The sequence below is a fragment of the Collinsella sp. TM09-10AT genome (assembly GCF_003436275.1).
GTDB lineage: Bacteria > Actinomycetota > Coriobacteriia > Coriobacteriales > Coriobacteriaceae > Collinsella.
The window spans coordinates 88,094-106,637 of sequence record NZ_QSOP01000005.1 but is presented as its reverse complement, the minus strand read 5'-3'; the positions used below and the strand labels follow the sequence as shown (position 1 = coordinate 106,637).

Genomic DNA, 18,544 nt, shown 5'->3' with positions numbered 1-18,544 from the left:
GGGTTTTCCGTTGCGCGTTCCGTACCAAGATTGTTTTCATTTAATTGAGCCGTTGCTCGCCAAGGTCGAAAAGCCGAGTCGCTATATCGATCACGAGTGGGGCACGCTTTCCAAGGCCGATGCCGACTACCGTTGCTGCCTGATCTACCCGGATGTGTACGAGGTTGGTCTGCCCAACCAGGGTATCGCCATCCTCTACAACATCCTTAACCAGGCCGAGGGCATCTCCTGCGAGCGTGGCTATGTGCCGTGGCCCGATATGGGTGACGCTATGCGCGAGGCAGGCATTCCGCTGCTCTCGCTCGAGGGTGCAGCGCCGGTCGCTTCGTTTGATATCGTCGGCCTGCATGTGCCGCACGAGATGGCGGTGACGAACTTCCTTGAGGCACTCGACCTCGCTGGCATTCCGCTGTTAGCGGCCGACCGTACCGAGGACGACCCCATTATCATCGCCGGCGGCCCCTCGGTGTACAACCCCGAGCCGTACGCGGCCTTCTTCGATGCCATCCTCATCGGCGAGGGCGAGGAGTCGCTGCTCGAGACCTGCCAGCTGCATCGTCGCCTGCGCGACGAAGGAGTCCCGCGCGCACAGATTGTTGAGCAGCTTGCATCCATTGCCGGCAACTACGTGCCGTCGCTCTATGAGGTTCGTCACGACGAGCCCTGTTCGCCGCATGGCTACACCGTGCCGCGTGAAGGCAAGAATGCGCCGACCGTGGTCTACAAGCGCGTCGTCGAGGATTTCGGCGCCACGAATCCGCTGTCGCAGTCGTGCGTACCCTATGCGCAGCTGGTCCACGACCGCCTGTCTATCGAGATCCTGCGCGGCTGCGCCCGCGGCTGTCGTTTTTGCCAGGCCGGCATGACGTATCGCCCAGTGCGCGAGCGCTCGGCCGACCAGATCGTCTCGTCGGTGATTCAGGGTCTGGAAAAGACCGGCTATGACGAGGTGTCGCTGACCTCGCTCTCCACGACTGACCACTCCTGCATTCGCGACGTGCTCGGCAGGCTCAACCGTCGCCTGGAGGATACGGGTATTCGCGTATCTATTCCGTCGCAGCGCCTGGATTCGTTTGGCGTGGATATGGCCGAGTCGGTCGCCGGCGAAAAGAAGGGCGGCCTGACGTTCGCGCCCGAGGCCGGCAGTCAGCGCATGCGTGACATCATTAACAAGAACGTGACCGAGGAGGACCTGGACCGTGCGGCCAAGGCGGCCTTCGAGGCCGGCTGGAACCGCATGAAGCTCTACTTTATGATGGGCCTTCCCGGTGAGCGCGACGAGGACATCGTAGCCATTGCCAATCTGGCCGATCACGTGCTGGAGCTCGGTCGTTCCGTGGTGCCCAAGGCTCGTCGCGGCTCGATTTCGGTATCCATCTCGGTTTCGGTCTTTATCCCCAAGGCTGCCACGCCGTTCCAGTGGTGCCCGCAGCTCGACTACGACGACGTCAAGCGTCGCCAGAAGCTGCTTATCACGAGCGTTCGCAACCGTGCCGTCCGCGTGCATTACCACGATGCCGAGACCTCGCTCATCGAGGCCGCGCTGTCCCGCGCCGGTCGTGACATGACGCCCGTCATCATCGATGCTTGGCGCTCGGGCTCTCGCTTTGACGCCTGGGTAGAGCATTTCTCGCTCGATAACTGGAAGGAAGCTGCTGCCAAAAACGGCATCGACCTCAATGAGCTCGTGCACCTGCCCTACGAGTTGGACTGGCGCCTGCCGTGGGAGCACGTGAGTCCCGGCTGCACGCGCGGCTTCCTCGAGCGCGAGTACCGTCGCTCGCTCGAGGGCGTCACGACTCCCGACTGCACCCGCACGTCGTGCACCGGCTGCGGGATCTGCCCCACGCTCCACGCCAAGAATGTATTGATGGGTGATCGCGCATGAGTGAGCGCCTGACCGACAACCCCTCGCTCTTTAGGCTTCGTGTTCGCTATGGCAAGCGCGACCGCCTTAAGTACCTGGGCCATCTCGAAGTAATCCATACCATTGAGCGCATCGTGCGCCGTGCGGGACTTCCCTATGCCGTCACGCAGGGCTTCTCTCCGCACATGCGCGTGGGCTTCTCTTCGGCGCTACCGGTTGGTACGTCGTCGACCTGCGAGTGGTATGACCTGTTTATGACCGAGTTCGTGGCGCTCGACGAGGCGTTTGGGCGCCTGGCTGCGGCCTCTCCGGCCGATCTGGCGCCCATCGAGGCGGCGTACATCGACGTGCGCACGCCGGCGCTCACGGCTCAGCTTACGCGTCTGTCGTACCGTATCGACTTGCACCTGGACCCCGAAGCCCCCGTGAGCGCCGACGAGGTGCGTCGTGCGATCGACACGCTGCGCGCGGGTCATGGTATTGACTATGCGCGCGGCAAAAAGAGCAAGCGCTTAGACCTTGACCACACACTGGTGGGCTATGAGATCACGGCGGGGGAGCGTCCGGACCATCTGGTGCTCATGCTCGACACCCATGCCGACAACGAGGGCTCCATGCGTCCGGAGATTTTGCTTTCTGCTGCTGATGTTTTGTTGCAGGGCTTGACCCCGGGCGTCGATGCACCTATTGTTTCCACCGGTATGCAAGACCTCGTGACCATCTGCTCCTACGATGTCGAGCGTCAGAATCAAGCATGCGAGGACGACGAGGGCCGACTCGTCAGCCCCATACCTGTGCGAACTTGTGGATTTGCTCCACATACTCGTTGACGGGGGTATTTTCGCCTGCTACTATATTCGGCTGTTGCACTAACTGATGCATGAAGGGCAAGTAAACATGTACGCAATCGTTAACACGGGCGGCAAGCAGTACAAGGTCGCCACCGACGATGTCATCACCGTCGAGAAGATCGAGGGCAATGAGGGCGACAAGGTCACCCTGCCGGTCATCTTCCTCAACGATGGTAAGAAGATCGTCACCGATCCCGACAAGCTGGCCAAGGCCAAGGTTACCGCTCAGATCGTTGAGCAGTTCAAGGGCGAGAAGCAGCTGGTCTTCAAGTTCCACAAGCGTAAGCGCTATCGTCGTCTGAAGGGTCACCGTCAGCAGCTCACCAAGCTGAAGATCGTGAAGGTCCAGGCTACGTCCCGCGCCAAGAAGGCTGTCAAGGCAGAGGCCGAGGCTGTTGCCGAGGCTCCCGTCGCCGAGTAGATTACACTCGTAACGAAAGAGTAGGTATACACAATGGCACACAAAAAAGGACTCGGTTCCTCCCGTAATGGCCGTGACTCCCGCGGTCAGCGCCTTGGCACGAAGCGCTATGCCGGCCAGACGGTAACCACGGGCACGATTCTCGTCCGTCAGCACGGCACGCACATCCACCCGGGTGAGAACGTTGGCCGTGGCAAGGACGACACGCTGTTCGCGCTGGTCGACGGTACCGTTGAGTTCCACAAGGGTATCAAGCACAGGGTCAGCGTACGCCCGCTCGCGAACGCGTAATTCACCCTTCATAGAGCACATATGTGGGAGGCACTTGAGTTTTAGGATTCAAGGGTCTCCCTCTTTTTGTAGGAGGCGATTCTGTTGTCACAGTTCACCGATATCAGCCGCATTAACGTGTGCGGCGGCGACGGCGGAGCCGGATGCATGTCGTTTAGGCGCGAGGCATTTGTCCCCAAGGGCGGCCCCGATGGCGGCGACGGCGGTCGTGGCGGCAATGTCGTCATCCAGGCCGATGCTCAGCTGTCTTCGTTGATCGATTACCGCTTTAAGCATCACTTCCGCGCCGAACGCGGCACGCACGGGCAGGGTGCCCGTCGTAACGGCAAGAGCGGCGAGGACCTGATCCTGAAGGTTCCCATGGGCACCGTGGTGCGCGAGCTCGACCCCGAGACGCAGACCCCGATGTTCGAGATTGCTGACCTGGTGCACGATGGCGAGCGCGTTGTCGTGGCGCCCGGCGGTGCCGGTGGCCTGGGCAACACGCACTTTGTGACGTCGGTGCGCCGCGCGCCCGCGTTCGCTCAGCTGGGCGAACCGGCCGAGGAGCACTGGATTGAGCTCGAGATGAAGCTTATGGCCGATGCCGCGCTCGTGGGCTTCCCCTCGGTGGGCAAGTCCTCGCTCATCGCGCGCATGAGTGCCGCCCGACCCAAGATCGCCGATTATCCGTTTACCACGCTCGTGCCCAATCTGGGCATGGTGCGTGCCGGTGAGTATTCTTACGTTGTTGCCGACGTTCCTGGTTTGATCGAGGGCGCGAGCGAGGGCAAGGGTCTGGGCCACCAGTTCCTGCGCCACATTGAGCGTACGGCCCTGATCATGCATGTCGTCGACATGACGGGCGGTTTTGAGGATCGCGACCCGGTTGAGGATTACCGCATCATCAACCGTGAGCTCGAGCAGTATGGCGCCGAGCTTTCGGAGCGTCCGCAGATTGTCGTCGCCAACAAGTGCGATGCGCCGGGCACGGCCGACAAGATTGCCGACCTCAAGCGCGCCGCGCTCGACGATGGACATATGTTCTTTGCCGTGTCCGCCGTGACGGGCGCCGGCCTCAACACGCTGATGCTTGCCGTGGGCGAGCAGGTGGCTAAGCTGCGTGCCGAGTTGGCGGTCTCCGCTGAGCCGGTCGATCTGCGCGACGAGGAGTGGGAGCGCCGCCGTCTGCAGCGCGAGAAGCGTTTCCGCATTGTCCAGGAAGAGCCCGGTGCCTTCCGTGTGGTTGGTCGCGCGATTGAGCGCATGGTCATCCAGACCGACTGGGAAAACGAGGAAGCTGTCATCTACCTGCAGCATAAGTTCGCGCGCATGGGTGTCGACGATGCGCTCGAGAAGGCCGGCTGCCGTGCGGGCGACGAGGTCCGCATTTGCCAGCGCGCCTTTGACTTTGAGGGCGCTGAGGACTTTTCGGAGTACGAGGAGCTCGAGGACGCTGGCGAGGACGCTGGCGAGGACGTTGCCGTTGAGGCCCTTGACGTGACCGATGCTCCGGATGAGGGCGTCGAGGTTGTCGATGCGGCGGATGTCGCGGACGATGCCGAGACCTCGGAGGGCGAGTAAGCCATGTCGCTGCGCGGTGGAATCGGTTTGCCCGAGCTGCCCATAAAAGAGGGCAAAGAGTTTCGGCTTGGCATTATGGGCGGCACCTTCGACCCGATTCATTACGGGCACCTGGTGACTGCCGAGCAGGCGCGCGAGTCGCTCGACTTGGACGCTGTGCTCTTTATGCCGGCGGGCTCTCCCGCCTTTAAGCTTGACAAGCCGGTGACGCCTGCCGAGGACCGTTATGCCATGACGGTCCTCGCCACCGCCGCGAACCCGGCCTTTTTGGCGAGCCGGTTCGAGATTGACCGTCCGGGCATAACCTATACGGCCGATACGCTTCATGCCCTTCGCGACTTTTACCCGCCGCAGGTAAAGCTCTACTTTATTACGGGCGCCGACGCGATTATCGATATTGTGACCTGGCATGATGCCGAGCGAATCGCTGAGCTTGCTACCTTTATTGCGGCGACGCGACCGGGCTTTGATATCGATACGGCGCGTGCCCGAATCAAAGAGTCGGGGCTGCCGTTCGACGTGCGCTATATTCAGATTCCGGCGCTGGCGATCAGCTCGACGAACATTCGTAAGCGAGTTGCCCGCGGCATGAGCGTGCGCTATCTTACGAGCGAGTCTGTGCTCGGCTACATTCGCAAGCGCAGGCTATATGCCGATTTGGGACAAGAAGATTTTGAGTGATGGGGGCTACGTTGTCGGTAGAGGATCAGTTTGAGGGCGATGAGCGCGCGCTGCTCAAGCGCATTCAAGAGCTGCTCGATGTTCGCATGAAAGATAAGCGCAAGCGCTATGTGCATTCGCTGGGTGTTGCCGAGACCGCACTTCATCTGGCCGAGGTCTACGGCGTTGACCGCTTTGATGCGGCTGCCGCCGGCTTAATTCACGATTGGGACAAGGTTCTTTCCGATGACGAGCTCGTGGCCCGCGCGCTTCACTATGGCATCAAGGTTGCCGGCTCTCCTTCCGCCGCGACGCCGCTTTTGCATGGCCCTGTTGCCGCCTATGAGCTTCCGCAGCTTTTCCCCGAGCTGTCGCCGGCTGTTTTCCAGGCTGTCGACCGTCACACCGTGGGTGCCTGCGACATGACGCCGCTCGATATGGTGGTCTTTGTGGCCGATGCCATCGAACCCAACCGCCATGGTGATTATGCCCACGCGCTGCGCAAGATGGTGGGGGAGTCGACGCTTGACGAGTTGTTCTTCTCCTGTTTTGCGCAGGGTCTGGTCTATGTGATCCAGTCCGGGCGCTATCTTTATCCCACGGCTATTACGATTTACAACCATTACGCCCAGCTGCGCTAGCTCGGGCTATCTAGAAAGAGGTATTCCATGGCCGACGAGACCATGACCGACGAGCAGATTCTTGAAGGTGTGGAGCACAAGAGTTTCGTTGCCACGTCCGACCGCACTGCCGCCTCGCTGTCCGCGAGCGGTGTCGCCGCCGAGGATGTCGCCCGCGCCGCCGCGCAGGCCGCCTACGACAAGAAAGGCGAGGACGTTCAAGTGCTCGACCTGACTGAGCTTTCCGATGTGTGCGACTACTTTGTCATCGCTACCGGCACCAACAACCGTCAGGTTGATTCGATCGTTGACAAGATCGAGGAGAAGGTCGCCGAGGCTTGCGGCGAGCATCCGTTCTCCATCGAGGGCCGTGAGCAGAAGACCTGGATGCTCATGGACTACGGTTCGGTTGTCGTCCACGTCTTCACTCCCGAAGCCCGCGACTTCTACCGCCTCGAGAAACTCTGGGGAGACGCTCCCCAGCTCCCCCTCAATCTCCTCTAGTAGCTCATTTGAGACGGGGGTTTTAGCTACCCTCACGCATATCGCCGGGCAGTTGCGGTTTTCCGCACCTGCCCGGCTTTCTTTTTGCCCAAAGGCGGTTAATCGTTGAAGCGGGATTGGCGGCCGAAGGATAGGGCGGTGTCGCCGAACTTGTCGCGGACGGCGTCAATTGCGACGGAGAGGTCGCGTCGGTCGCTGGATTGGGCCCCGCGGTCATCGACTTCGCAGAACAGGTCGGTTTGGATACCGCCTTGGTGGTTGAAGTCGCTCATGCCGATGCCTGCTAAGCGAACATGCATGCCTTCCTGCCAGATGTTGTCGAGCAGTTCGAGCGCAACCGCCACAAAGATGTTCTCATCGTCGGTGGGGTGGGGAAGCCGCCGCTGCGCCGTTCGCCCGCTTCCATACGAATACTTGAGCTTGAGCGTCACCGTGGCGCCCGTTAGTCCCTGACGGCGCAGGCGGCGTCCCACTGACTCTCCCAACAACGCAATCGCCGCTTCGATGTCCCCACGCTCAGTCAAATCTTTCGCAAAGGTGCGCTCATTGCTCACGGATTTAACCTCGCGTTCCTCATCGAGGCTTGTTACTTCGGATATTTCGAGCCCCAGCGCACGCTGGCGCATGCGTTCGCCGTTGACGCCAAAAATAGAGGCCAAGGTGGATTCCGGTGCACGTGATAGCTCGCCGAGCGTGTAGATGCGCATGCGGCGCAGTCGCTCCTCGGCCGAGCGCCCGATGCCGCTCATGGCAGATACCGGCAGCGCGGCCAAAAAGCGCTGCTCGGTTCCGGGGCGCACGATGGTCAGCCCAAACGGCTTATCCCGCTCGCTTGCGATCTTTGCGACCGTCTTGTTGCAGCCCACGCCAATGGAACAGGTCACTCCCAGCGCTGCCACGCGGTCGCTTATGCGCCGTGCAACCAGCAGCGGGTCCTCGGGCGCAAAACGACCCGGTGTGATATCGATAAAGGCTTCGTCGATGGATACGCGCTCAACGCGCGGCGTCTCTTCGGCAAGAATCGCCATGACCTGCGCGCTCACCTCGCGGTAGCGATCAAAGTGCCCATGCGTCCAAATGGCCTGCGGACAGAGGCGCCGTGCCTCGGCCGAGGGCATGGCGGAGTGCACGCCAAAGCGACGCGCCTCGTATGAGCAGGTGGACACAACGCCGCGGGAATCGGCATCGCCACCCACGATGAGTGGCTTGCCGCGCCACTCGGGATGGTCGAGCATTTCCACGCTCGCAAAAAACGCATCGAGATCCATGAGGCCCACCGCCGGCCCCGTCCAGGGCGGCGGCGTGACGCCCGCAGCATCTTCATAACCGTATGTATGTTCGCGTCTTTTCATGGCATGAGTATACCGCGCAGCTCATGTGGGGTGCGTGGATGTGCTTGCAAATCGCGAATTCTTGTCTAAGATATGGATTTGCCTTCGACTACACCGAAGAAGTTGGTCTCACGGACTTCACCTGCCCGCGTCGATGGCGTATTATGTTCAACTGTTTGTTTGTAGTTGCAGCCTAAAGCTGCTTGGTTGGAGGAGTTTCCTTTGGCAGTCAAGATTCGCCTTGCTCGTCACGGCGCTAAGAAGCGTCCGTACTACCGTGTCGTCGTCGCCGATTCCCGCGCCCCGCGTGACGGTCGTATCATCGAGGAGGTTGGCCGCTACAACCCGATGACCGCCCCCAAGACCATCAACCTCGACCTCGAGAAGATCGCCGACTGGCAGTCCAAGGGCGCTCAGCTCACCGACGCCGTCGCCGCTCTGGTCAAGGCCGCCAACGAGGGCGAGAAGACCGAGACCGTCGTCAAGAAGTCCAAGAAGCAGCTCGCCAAAGAGGCCGAGGCCGCTAAGGCTGCCGCTGAGGCCGCTGAGGGCGCCGAGGAGTAAATCGTGCCTGAGGTTGACTCTGCACAGCTCGAGGGTGAGGCAATGCTCTCAGATCGCATCGCCGATCTCGTCGAATATCTCGTTGTTCAGATCGTCGACGACCCGGATTCCGTGAGCCTTGAGGTCATCGATGGTGACGACGCCTCTACGATCGAGGTTTCTGTCGCCGAGGATGACGTCGCTAAGGTCATCGGCCGTCGTGGCCGTACCATCAAGGCCATTCGCACGCTCGCCCGTGCACTGGCCGCTCGCCTCGACACTGCTGTCGAGGTAGAGGTTCTGGGCTAGGACCTTGAGGTCCCAGTACAAAAACATCGCCCGTGTGGTCAAGCCGCACGGAAGGAAGGGGGAGGTCCTCGCGCAGCCGCTGCGGGGGCTTCCTTCTGTATTAGAGCCGGGTATGCGCGTCGCCCTGACGCCGCCCGCGCTCAAGCGGGACCGTTTTTGCACGGTCGTGTCCGTCACCGATACGGGCGATGGCGATCTGGTCTCGTTTGAGGGCATTGACGACTTGACGGCCGCCGAGGGCATCGCGGGATGCTATGTGTTGGCAAATCGTGACGATTTTGAGCTCGATTCACTCGACGCCGCCTATTCCGACCTGATGGGTCGCGAGGTGGTCGACGAGCGCTTCGGTTCACTCGGTACGATCGTCGAGATCATGTCGACGCCCGCTAACGATGTTTGGGTTGTCGAGGGCGATCGGTACGGCGAGGTACTGATTCCCGTGATCGAGCAGGTTGTGCTCGATCTTCCCGACACAGGAACAATTTCCGTCCACGTTATGGACGGCCTGATCGATATGGACAAGTAGGGAGGACAACATGCTGATTGAGACCCTTTCGGTCTTTCCCGAGATGTTTGAGCCCGTCATGTCCACATCGATTTTGGGCCGCGCCCGCAAGGCCGGCCTTTTTGATTTTAAGGCGTATAACCTGCGCGACTGGACGCACGACCGCCATCGTACCGTCGATGACGAGCCGTACGGCGGCGGGCAGGGCATGCTGATGAAGGTCGAGCCTATCGCCGAGGCTATCGAGGCCATTAGCGCGGAGGGCCCCAAGCCGACGGTGGTGTTCTTCACCCCGTGCGGCGAGCCTTTTACGCAGCATGTGGCCGAGCGCCTGCTCAAAAGCGAGCGCCTGCTGTTTGTGTGCAGCCGTTACGAAGGTGTTGACGAGCGTGCCTATGCGTATGCCGACGAGCGCCTGTCGATCGGCGATTACGTGCTCACGGGCGGCGAGCTTCCCGCTATGGTCGTTGCCGATGCCGTCGTACGCCTGATCCCCGGCGCCCTTGGTGACGAGATGAGCAACGTGGACGAGTCGTTCTCGACCGCCGAGGACGGAGGCCTGCTCGAGTATGCGCAGTACACCCGCCCTGCCGAGTTCAACGGCGAGGGCGTGCCGCCGGTGCTCGTGAGCGGCGACCATGCCAAGGTTGACGCCTGGCGCCGTAAGAATGCCATCGAGCGCACCTGCCGCTGGCGTCCCGACCTGATCGAGACGGCGCGGCTCACGGCCCAGGAGCGCGCATACGCGCAAGATTTGCTTTCCGGAAGGGGTGAATAGAATGGTGGATGATAAAGGGCGTCAACGGGTTCACCTCGAACATGATTTTGGCGAAAGGTCCGTTTTCACTTTACGTGGTGCTCTGGAGTGGATTTTAGTCATTCTTATCGCGCTCGCCGCCACCTTCTTGATCCGCACCTTTGTGGTCGAGCCCTTTGTGGTACCCACCGGCTCCATGGAGGACACGATCGAGATTGGCGACCAGATCCTGGCACAAAAGGTGAGCCTCGAGCTCGGTCAGCCCGTCAAACAGGGTGATATCGTGGTGTTCCATAACCCCGATGCCACGTCCGAGCATGACGTGCTGGTAAAGCGCGTCATCGCCACGGCCGGCCAGACGGTCGACCTTCAGGACGGCAAGGTCGTCGTTGACGGCCAAGCGCTCGACGAGGACTATACGACGGGCATGAGCTGGCCGCTTTCGGTCCAGGCGCCCGCCGCCCAGGTGAGTTATCCCTACACCGTTCCCGACGGGTGCGTGTGGGTGATGGGCGACAACCGCGAAAACTCTGCCGACTCGCGCTACTTTGGTCCCGTCGATCGCTCTGATCTGATCGCCGTGGCGCTCGTGCGCTACTGGCCGCTCAACCGCATCGGCGCTATCGACTAAAAACCGCTATAGTACAGTACCTAACCGTGTAATCGTTTCGACGAGGGGATATTAGAGGCATGAACGCTTCATCGCTTTCCTTCCAAGACATCATCCTGCGCCTCCAGCAGTACTGGGGCGAGCAGGGCTGCGTCATCATGCAGCCCTATGACTCCGAGGTCGGTGCCGGCACCTTCCACACCGCGACCACGCTGCGATCGCTCGGTCCCGCCGAGTGGCGCACCTGCTATGCGCAGCCTTGCCGCCGTCCCGCCGACGGCCGCTACGGCGAGAACCCCAACCGCATGCAGCACTACTATCAGTTCCAGGTGCTCATCAAGCCGTCTCCGTCCAACGCCCAGGAGCTCTACCTGGGCTCGCTTGCCGCTATCGGCCTGGACCCCAACGACCATGACGTCCGCTTTGTCGAGGACGACTGGGAGAGCCCGACGCTGGGCGCCTGGGGCCTTGGCTGGGAGGTCTGGCTCAACGGCATGGAGGTCACGCAGTTTACGTACTTCCAGCAGGTGGGCGGTATCGAGGTCGACCCCGTGCCCGTCGAGATCACCTATGGCCTGGAGCGTATCGCCATGTACGCCCAGGGCGTCAACTCGGTCTACGATCTGGTGTGGAGCTATCTGCCCGACGGCACGCCCATGACCTACGGCGACGTGTTCCTCGAGAACGAGCGCGAGTTCAGTGCCTATAACTTTGAGGTCGCCAACGTCGAGATGATGCGTCAGAAGTTTGACGACTACGAGGCCGAGTGCCATTCCTGCCTGGAACGCAAGCTGCCGCTGCCCGCATACGACTGCGTCATGAAGTGCAGCCACGCTTTCAACCTGCTCGATGCCCGCGGCGCCCTGTCCGCGGTCGAGCGTGCCAACTACATCCTGCGCGTCCGCGCCGTCGCCAAGGCGTGCTGCGAGGCCTATATGGCCGAGGTCGCCGGAGTCAACGAGAATGCCGACCAGGAAGGCGAGGTGGCGTAAGCCATGGCAGACGCTAAGGATTTCCTGTTTGAGATCGGTACGGAGGAAATGCCCTCCGCACCGCTGAACAATGCCGTCAAGCAGCTTGGCACCATGATTGCCAAGGGCCTCGACGAGGCCGGTCTGGCCCATGGCGAGGTCCGCGTGATCTCGAGCCCGCGTCGTCTGGCTGCGCTCGTGGCCAACGTCGCCACTGCGACCGATGAGGTTCACGAGGTCAAGCGCGGTCCCGCGGCTAACATTGCCTTCGATGCCGACGGCAACGCCACCAAGGCCGCCCAGGGCTTTGCCCGCAAGTGCGGTGTGGGTGCCGAGGATCTGGTCCGTCGCGAGGGCACCGACGGCCGTGAGTACGTGTTCGCCGAGAAGAACATTCCTTCCGCACCGGCTACCCCGATCCTGACGGCCCTGTGCGAGAAGACCATCGCCGGCCTGCAGTGGCCCAACTACCGCAGCCAGCGCTGGGGTCACGAGCACGCTACGTTTGTACGTCCGGTCCGTTGGATCTGCTGTCTTCTGGGCGAGGACGTTGTGCCCGTGTCGTTTGCCGACGTGACGAGCGGCAACACCACGCGCGGCCATCGCGTGCTTGGCCCCGGCGACCATGTTGTCGCCAGCCCCGCCGTCTACGAGCAGGTGCTCGAGGACGCCGGCGTGCTTTCTGCCGAGCGTCGTCGTGAGGCCATCCTTGCCGGCATCGCCGAGGTCGAGGCTGCTCGCCCCGGCTGCCATGTCGATACGCCCAAGAAGGTCTTTGAGGAGGTCATCAACCTCTGCGAGTGGCCGACGGTGCTCGTCGGTACCTTTGACGAGGAGTTCCTCAAGGTCCCGCACGAGATTATCTGCGAGTCCATGCTCACCAACCAGCGCTACTTCCCGATCTATGACGGCGAGGGCAAGCTCACGCGTGAGTTCGTGGTCGTTTCCAACAGCAAGCCCGAGAACGCCGAGCGTGTGATCGACGGCAACGAGCGCGTCGTGCGCGCCCGCCTGGACGACGCCAAGTTCTTCTACGAGGAGGACCTGAAGATCTCCCTCGACGAGTTCCGCGAGCGTCTGGCCAAGGTCGCCTTCCAGGAGAAGCTCGGCAGCGTGCTCGCCAAGTCCGAGCGTGTTGAGCAGCTCGCGCTCGCCATTGCCCGTGAGGCCCATCTGGGCGCCCACCTGGCCGCCGACGCCGCTCGCGCCGCTCACCTGTGCAAGGCCGACCTGGTGTCCAACGCCGTCGTCGAGTTCACGAGCCAACAGGGCGTGATGGGCGGTTATTACGCGACCGCGATGGGGGAGAACGACGAGGTTGCCCACGCCATTCGCGATCATTATCGTCCCCGCTTTGCCGGCGACGAGCTGCCCGAGGGCACCGCTGGCTGCATCGTGGCCTGCGCCGACAAGCTCGATACCATCGCCGGTATCTTTGCCATCGGCGAGCCCCCGACTGGCTCCTCCGATCCCTACGCGCTGCGTCGTGCCGCTATCGGTATCATCAACATCCTGCGCGACCGTCTGCCGATCGATCCCACGTCGCTCATCGACTTTGCGCTCGAGCTCTATAGCGAGCAGGGCATTGAGTTCGACGCCGCCGAGGTCGCGCAGCAGGTTCGTGACTTCTTCCATGGCCGCCTGGTGAGCATGGCCCGCGACGAAAAGATCCCGGCCGATACCGTTGCCGCCGTCTCCGCGGTGCACATTATCGCCCCGTCCGTCTTCTTCGCCCGCTGCGCCGCCCTCGACGAGGCCCGCAAAAACGACGCTGAGACGTTCGACAACCTGGCTACCGCCTATGCCCGTGCCGCGCATATCTCGAAGCCCGAGCTGGGTGCGGAGTACGACCGCGCCCTGATGGGCGAGGCCGAACTCGCGCTCGCCGACGCCTCCGAGGCTGCTCAGACCGCTGTCGATGCCGCCCTTGCTGCCGAGGACTACCCGGCCGCATTTGCTGCCCTCGCCGCCCTGCGTGCCCCCATCGACCGCTTCTTCGACGAGGTCATGGTCATGGACAAGGACGAGCAGCTTCGCGATAATCGCCTTAAGCTGCTCAACCGCTTCGAGGCCGTTTTCTCCGGCATCGCCAACATCGGTGAGCTTGCCCGCAAAAAGTAAGCCAGCCTGCGCATAAGCGCAAAAGGAGCCCCGCATGGATTGCCCGGTCACCGCTCGTCCCATCGTTATCGTTATCTCCGATTCGCTCGGCGATACCGCTTGTGAGGTGGTGCTTGCGGCGTCCGGGCAATTTGATGAAGGGGCTTTTCGTCTCTTGCGCCTGCCCAAGGTGACCTCGGTGGAGCAGGTCAAGTCATTTGTGGGGCCGCGCGTCGATGCCGACCATCGCGATGTCGCCGTGTTCCATACCATTGTCGATCCGGCGCTTCGCGCCCGCGTGCTCGATTACCTGGGTATGCTGCATATCCGTTCGGTCGACCTGATCGGCCCGACGCTTGCCGTGCTGTCGTCGCTCATCGGTGTGCTGCCCAAGTGCGTTGCGGGCGTGATTCACAAGACCGATGACCGCTATTTCCATCGTATCGAGGCCATGGAGTATTTCGTTGAGCACGATGACGGTCGTGGTTGCGACGATCTGTCGGGTGCCGATATCGTGCTGCTGGGTGTGTCGCGTACATCCAAGACGCCGCTGTCGATGTATTTAGCCTATCAGGGCTACAAGGTCGCCAATGTCCCACTGGCGCATGGCATGGAGCCGCCCAAGTCGATTTACGAGGTTGACCCGATGCGCCTGTTCGGCTTGATTTCGACCGTCGATGTGATTTCCGAGATTCGCGATAGCCGCTTGGGCGACGACTACGCCCGCGCCGTCGCAGGCTCCTATGCCGAGCCCGAGAGCGTGCGTAGTGAGCTTGCGGAAGCCCGCGCGCTCATGAAACGCCTGGGCTGCTTTGTAGTGCGTACCGACGGCAAAGCCATCGAGGAAAGCGCTGCCGAGATCATTGCTCATCTCGAAGAGATTCAAGAGGCAAGAGCCCGCCGTGCCGCCCGCCGCGCTCAACAGCAGTAGTCCTTTCTGTGATGATTTTTCTGGGACGGGGATTAAAAAATCATTAGGTACTCAATGATTTTTTAATCCCCGTCCCAGAAAAATCATCGGAGTGGCTAAATAGCCTGAATTGATAAAGCGATTTAGCAAAAACATCGCATCTGACCTGCAATCTTCTTGTAGTGGTATCTTCATAAGGTAACCAACTTTACCTACCGTTTACCGCTAGTTTTAGCACGTTTACCAAACCGCGCACCCTCTGCTCAAGCCTGCCCAAAACCCGCCGTATAGTTCCCTCACGGCCCGCATCCGGCGGGTCGATTCGTTACCACGGTCGTGCGCGTAAGCGCATGGAAGGGGAAGTATCGTGAGCGATTGCAAGAGGGTTTACCGTTTTGGAACCGACGCCCAGGGCACCTGTGTCACCGAGGGCGACAAGTCCATGAACTTCGTGCTTGGCGGCAAAGGCGCAAACCTTGCCGAGATGAGCCGCATCGGCCTGCCGGTTCCCGGTGGCTTTACCATTACCTGCCAGACTTGTGTCGAGTACTCCGGTGCCGGCAACGTGTGGCCCGAGGGCGCACTCGATGAGATCGTTGCCGCCGAGGCGGACCTCGAGGCCCGTTGTGGCAAGAAGCTCGGCGACGCCTCCGACCCGCTGCTCGTGTCGGTTCGCTCGGGCGCTCCGTTCTCCATGCCCGGTATGATGGACACAGTCCTCAACCTGGGCCTCAATGACGATTCCGTTCAGGGCCTTATCGCCCAGACGCAAAACCCGCGTTTTGCCTGGGATAGCTACCGCCGCTTTATCCAGATGTTCTCCAACGTCGTCATGGGCGTCGACGCCGACCTGTTCGAGAACGCTCTGACCCAGGCACGCTTGGTCGCCGGCGTTCGCGTCGATTCCGAGCTTTCGGCCGAGGACCTGCAGGGGCTCGTCGAGACCTTCAAGGGGATCTTCTCCGACAACGTCGAGGCCGCCATGTACCCCGAGCTCGAGGTCGCTGACGGCAAGCCCGTCTTCCCGCACGACCCGGAGCTCCAGCTGCGTCTTGCCATCCAGGCCGTCTTTGGCAGCTGGATGAACGAGCGCGCCTGCATCTACCGCAAGCAGCATGGTATCTCCGACGAACTCGGCACCGCCGTCAACGTTCAGGCTATGGCCTTTGGCAATAAGGGCGAGACCTCCGCGACCGGCGTCGCCTTCACGCGCAACCCGGCCGACGGCACCAAGGAGTTTTACGGCGACTTTCTGGTTAACGCCCAGGGCGAGGACGTCGTCGCCGGCATCCGCAATACCGAGCCCATCGCCGACCTCAAGACCACCCCGGGCCTCGAGTCTGCAGGTGAGGAGCTCGAGCGCGTGTTCCTGACCCTCGAGGATCATTATCGCGATATGTGCGATATCGAGTTCACCATCGAACAGGGCAAGCTCTGGATGCTCCAGACCCGCGTGGGCAAGCGTACCGCCACGGCCGCCCTGCGCATCGCCATCGAGATGGTCGAGGAGGGCCTGATCACGCGCGAGGAAGCCGTGGGGCGCATCGACCCCGCACAGCTCGATCAGCTCCTGCACCCGCAGTTCGATGCCTCCAAGAAGTATGAGGCACTTGCTACCGGCCTTAACGCCAGCCCCGGTGCCGCCGTGGGCGAGGTTGTGTTCTCGAGCGATGACGCCGTCGCGCGCGCCAACGAGGGTCACAAGGTTATCCTGGTTCGCTGGGAGACCAACCCCGACGATCTGAAGGGCATGGTCGCTGCCGAGGGCATCCTCACCAGCCATGGTGGCAAGACGAGCCACGCAGCCGTTATCGCCCGCGGCATGGGTACACCCTGCGTCTGCGGTGTCGAGCGCTTCCACATCGACGCCGCCGAGAAGGTCGTGCACATCGATGGCAGCGACCGCGTACTGCACGAGGGCGATGTCATCTCCATCGACGGCACCCAGGGCATCGTCGTCGACGGCGCGGTCGACCTGGTCTCTGCAGAGCTCACCGGCGATCTGGACACCATCCTGTCCTGGGCCGACGAGATTCGCCTGGACGAGACCTGTGGCCACGCCAACCATGTGCGCGTCAACGCCGACAACCCTGAGGATGCCGCACTCGCCCTCGAGTTTGGCGCCGAGGCCATCGGCCTGTGCCGCACCGAGCACATGTTCCTGGGCGATCGTAAGAACATCATCCAGAGCTTCATCCTGTCCGACGACGAGGCCGTGAAGCAGCAGGCCCTGGCCGACCTGCTCAAGGTCCAGACCGAGGACTTCCTAGCCATGTTCAAGACCATGTCCGGTCGCGATGTGGTCGTTCGCCTGCTTGATCCGCCGCTGCACGAGTTCCTGGATAATCCTCGCGAGCTCGAGGTCGCCATCACCAAGAAGGAGGCCGCCGGCGCTCCCGAGGAGGAGCTCACTGCCCTGCGCGCCCGCCTACGTCGCATTGACGGCATGGTCGAGTCCAACCCCATGCTGGGCTTGCGCGGCGTGCGCCTGTCCGTCGTCTTTAGCGATCTGCCTCTCATGCAGGTTCGCGCCGTCGCCACGGCTGCTGCCCGCCTTATCAAGGAGGGCGTCGACCCGCGCCCCGAGATCATGGTTCCGCTCGTCTCCATCACGGCCGAGCATGTTCAGACCCGCGAGGTCATTGAGCGCGTAATCGCCGAGGTTTCCGCTGAAGAGGGCGTTGAGCTCAACATTCCCGTGGGCACGATGCTCGAGCTGCCGCGCGCCTGCATGGTCGCCGACGAGATCGCCCATCACGCAGATTTCTTCTGCTTTGGCACCAACGACCTCACCCAGACGACCTTTGGCTTCTCGCGCGACGACGCCGAGGCCAAGTTCATCCCGCTGTACCTGCACAAGAAGATCCTGAAGGACAACCCCTTCGAGACCATCGATACGGCGGTGCTGGAGCTCGTGCGTATGGCCGTCGAAAAGGGTCGCGCCACCAACCCTGGCATGCACTTTGGCGTGTGCGGCGAGCACGGCGGCGACCCCAAGTCCATCAAGGGCCTGTTTAACGTGGCCGATGTGGACTATGTGTCCTGCTCGCCCTACCGCGTGCCCCTCGCGCGCCTAGCTGCCGCTCAGGCCAAGCTCGAGGCCAAGCGCAACGCCTAGCCCCCTTGCGCATCGACGCCTAGCGTAGCCCCCCTTCATGCCGCCCGTCTCATTCGTGAGACGGGCGGTTATCATGTGCGGGTTTTGTCTTTTTGTCTGCGCAAAAAATTGTTCTTGCAGCAGAAACCCGCGCGTGTATACTCGAATACGTTTGTTCAACTACGTGCCGGCCAAGGTGGTACGGCACCTCTAGAAGAGTAAGGAATTGCACATGGATTACATCCGCGCAATCGAGCGTCAGCAGATCCGCGAGGACATTCCTCAGGTTCGCGTCGCCGACAACGTCAAGGTTCACTACCGCATTAAGGAAGGCGACCGCGAGCGCATCCAGGTTTTCCAGGGCGACGTCATCCGCATGGCCGGCGCCGGTGCCCGCGAGACCTTCACCGTCCGCAAGATGTCCTTCGGTGTCGGTGTTGAGCGTACCTTCCCGCTTCACAGCCCCAAGATCGCCAAGCTCGAGGTCGTTCGTCATGGTCGCGTCCGTCGCGCCAAGCTGTACTACCTCCGCGACAAGGTGGGCAAGGCTGCTCGCATCCCCGAGAAGCGCTAAGAAGATCGCAGCGTCTGTCCACTCGTTTGGACACAAGGGTCACCTTCGGGTGGCCCTTCT

The 18,544-nt window shown here is 61.7% G+C and carries 19 protein-coding genes; 18 read left to right on the top strand and 1 reads right to left on the bottom strand.

All coding sequences use genetic code 11. The annotated features are described in order from the left end of the window. Positions 1 to 10: 10 nt before the first annotated feature. The 8 genes from DXD77_RS03640 to rsfS all read left to right on the top strand — a co-directional run bounded on the left by DXD77_RS03640 (position 11) and on the right by rsfS (position 6,777). Positions 11 to 1,888, top strand: a complete 1,878-nt coding sequence (locus tag DXD77_RS03640) for a TIGR03960 family B12-binding radical SAM protein (protein WP_117564246.1) — start codon at positions 11 to 13, stop codon at positions 1,886 to 1,888. Further along, positions 1,885 to 2,697 (top strand): TIGR03936 family radical SAM-associated protein, encoded by an 813-nt coding sequence (locus DXD77_RS03635; protein WP_117564247.1) that lies wholly within the window; start codon positions 1,885 to 1,887, stop codon positions 2,695 to 2,697. The genes DXD77_RS03640 and DXD77_RS03635 overlap by 4 nt, the downstream gene beginning before the upstream one ends. Before the next feature lie 67 nt (positions 2,698 to 2,764). Further along, entirely contained in the window at positions 2,765 to 3,139 is a 375-nt protein-coding gene (gene rplU / locus DXD77_RS03630; protein ID WP_035138585.1) for a 50S ribosomal protein L21, read from the top strand. A 33-nt stretch (positions 3,140 to 3,172) separates the two neighbouring features. Further along, entirely contained in the window at positions 3,173 to 3,430 is a 258-nt protein-coding gene (rpmA, locus tag DXD77_RS03625) for a 50S ribosomal protein L27 (protein WP_006236075.1), read from the top strand. An 84-nt stretch (positions 3,431 to 3,514) separates the two neighbouring features. Beyond that, positions 3,515 to 4,993, top strand: coding sequence for a GTPase ObgE (gene obgE / locus DXD77_RS03620; protein WP_199407897.1), 1,479 nt, complete (start codon positions 3,515 to 3,517; stop codon positions 4,991 to 4,993). A 3-nt stretch (positions 4,994 to 4,996) separates the two neighbouring features. Further along, positions 4,997 to 5,674, top strand: coding sequence for a nicotinate-nucleotide adenylyltransferase (gene nadD / locus DXD77_RS03615; protein ID WP_117564249.1), 678 nt, complete (start codon positions 4,997 to 4,999; stop codon positions 5,672 to 5,674). 86 nt (positions 5,675 to 5,760) lie between these two features. Then, positions 5,761 to 6,294, top strand: a complete 534-nt coding sequence (gene yqeK / locus DXD77_RS03610) for a bis(5'-nucleosyl)-tetraphosphatase (symmetrical) YqeK (RefSeq protein WP_192924102.1) — start codon at positions 5,761 to 5,763, stop codon at positions 6,292 to 6,294. Between the two features lie 27 nt (positions 6,295 to 6,321). After that, positions 6,322 to 6,777 carry a ribosome silencing factor gene (gene rsfS / locus DXD77_RS03605; protein ID WP_117647764.1) on the top strand — a complete coding sequence of 152 codons (456 nt, stop codon included), beginning with the start codon at positions 6,322 to 6,324 and terminating at the stop codon, positions 6,775 to 6,777. A gap of 98 nt (positions 6,778 to 6,875) precedes the next feature. Here the strand turns inward: rsfS and dinB are convergent, their stop codons facing one another. After that, positions 6,876 to 8,129 (bottom strand): DNA polymerase IV, encoded by a 1,254-nt coding sequence (gene dinB / locus DXD77_RS03600; protein WP_117564252.1) that lies wholly within the window; start codon positions 8,127 to 8,129, stop codon positions 6,876 to 6,878. Between the two features lie 201 nt (positions 8,130 to 8,330). Here dinB and rpsP point away from each other — a divergent pair, with 201 nt between their 5' ends. The 10 genes from rpsP to rplS all read left to right on the top strand — a co-directional run bounded on the left by rpsP (position 8,331) and on the right by rplS (position 18,484). Beyond that, positions 8,331 to 8,672, top strand: a complete 342-nt coding sequence (gene rpsP / locus DXD77_RS03595; RefSeq protein ID WP_022094749.1) for a 30S ribosomal protein S16 — start codon at positions 8,331 to 8,333, stop codon at positions 8,670 to 8,672. Between the two features lie 42 nt (positions 8,673 to 8,714). After that, positions 8,715 to 8,960: a KH domain-containing protein gene (locus tag DXD77_RS03590; RefSeq protein WP_171021534.1), complete on the top strand. Its 246-nt coding sequence runs from the start codon at positions 8,715 to 8,717 to the stop codon at positions 8,958 to 8,960. 34 nt (positions 8,961 to 8,994) lie between these two features. Next, positions 8,995 to 9,486 (top strand): ribosome maturation factor RimM, encoded by a 492-nt coding sequence (rimM, locus tag DXD77_RS03585; protein ID WP_233506723.1) that lies wholly within the window; start codon positions 8,995 to 8,997, stop codon positions 9,484 to 9,486. A 10-nt stretch (positions 9,487 to 9,496) separates the two neighbouring features. Further along, complete coding sequence (trmD, locus tag DXD77_RS03580) at positions 9,497 to 10,243, top strand: tRNA (guanosine(37)-N1)-methyltransferase TrmD (protein WP_117647738.1); 747 nt, start codon at positions 9,497 to 9,499, stop codon at positions 10,241 to 10,243. Position 10,244: 1 nt separating this feature from the next. Continuing rightward, positions 10,245 to 10,853, top strand: coding sequence for a signal peptidase I (gene lepB, locus DXD77_RS03575; protein WP_233506722.1), 609 nt, complete (start codon positions 10,245 to 10,247; stop codon positions 10,851 to 10,853). A gap of 59 nt (positions 10,854 to 10,912) precedes the next feature. Beyond that, the gene (locus DXD77_RS03570; RefSeq protein ID WP_117564255.1) at positions 10,913 to 11,824 is read left to right on the top strand and encodes a glycine--tRNA ligase subunit alpha; all 912 of its coding nucleotides are present in this window, start codon (positions 10,913 to 10,915) and stop codon (positions 11,822 to 11,824) included. A gap of 3 nt (positions 11,825 to 11,827) precedes the next feature. Continuing rightward, positions 11,828 to 13,924, top strand: coding sequence for a glycine--tRNA ligase subunit beta (gene glyS, locus DXD77_RS03565; RefSeq protein ID WP_117564256.1), 2,097 nt, complete (start codon positions 11,828 to 11,830; stop codon positions 13,922 to 13,924). 34 nt (positions 13,925 to 13,958) lie between these two features. Next, entirely contained in the window at positions 13,959 to 14,834 is an 876-nt protein-coding gene (locus DXD77_RS03560) for a pyruvate, water dikinase regulatory protein (protein WP_117564257.1), read from the top strand. A gap of 346 nt (positions 14,835 to 15,180) precedes the next feature. Continuing rightward, positions 15,181 to 17,931: a pyruvate, phosphate dikinase gene (ppdK, locus tag DXD77_RS03555; protein ID WP_117647736.1), complete on the top strand. Its 2,751-nt coding sequence runs from the start codon at positions 15,181 to 15,183 to the stop codon at positions 17,929 to 17,931. Positions 17,932 to 18,142: 211 nt separating this feature from the next. Next, positions 18,143 to 18,484: a 50S ribosomal protein L19 gene (rplS, locus tag DXD77_RS03550; RefSeq protein ID WP_006236098.1), complete on the top strand. Its 342-nt coding sequence runs from the start codon at positions 18,143 to 18,145 to the stop codon at positions 18,482 to 18,484. The last annotated feature ends 60 nt before the right edge of the window (positions 18,485 to 18,544 follow it).